Below are 388 nucleotides of genomic sequence, written 5' to 3'. Positions count from 1 at the left end.
CCGGCAAGCCGGTCCTGGCCACGGAGGGCGCATGACCGTCCTCGGCCTGTGCCTGGCCTTCTCCGGCTTCGTCGCGCTGTGCCTGGGCATGGAGAAGCACCAGCTCGACCTGTACGGCGCACGCCGCGCCACCGCGCCGCGCCTGCGGCAACTGCGCGCCGCAGGCTGGCTGCTGCTGGGCACGACGTTCGCCTGCTGCGTGGCCGCGCGCGGCTGGGGTATCGGCCCGGTGCTGTGGGTGGGCTCGCTCAGCGCCAGCGCGGCGCTGCTGACCCTGGGCCTGCTGCCGTACCGGCCGCGGCTGATCGTGCCGCTGGCGTTGCTGGCGCCGCCGCTGGGCGTGGGCGCGGCGTTGTTGGGATAAGCGCGCGCCCGGCTGTTCAGCGGT

The 388-nt window shown here is 75.3% G+C and carries 1 protein-coding gene; it reads left to right on the top strand.

Going from position 1 to position 388, the window contains the following annotated elements:
- Positions 1 to 31 precede the first annotated feature (31 nt).
- Positions 32 to 364, top strand: coding sequence for a DUF3325 domain-containing protein (locus D180_RS19245; protein ID WP_017914056.1), 333 nt, complete (start codon positions 32 to 34; stop codon positions 362 to 364).
- Positions 365 to 388: the final 24 nt, after the last annotated feature.

The organism is Xanthomonas sp. SHU 166 (assembly GCF_000364685.1).
In the GTDB taxonomy this organism is placed as follows: Bacteria; Pseudomonadota; Gammaproteobacteria; order Xanthomonadales; family Xanthomonadaceae; genus Xanthomonas_A; species Xanthomonas_A sontii.
This window is presented reverse-complemented; position numbering and strand designations above follow the sequence as displayed.

Coding starts and splice junctions, on each gene's coding strand:
- D180_RS19245 (WP_017914056.1), top strand. CDS start 32: ATGACCGTCCTCGGCCTGTGCCTGGCCTTCTCCGGCTTCGTCGCGCTG.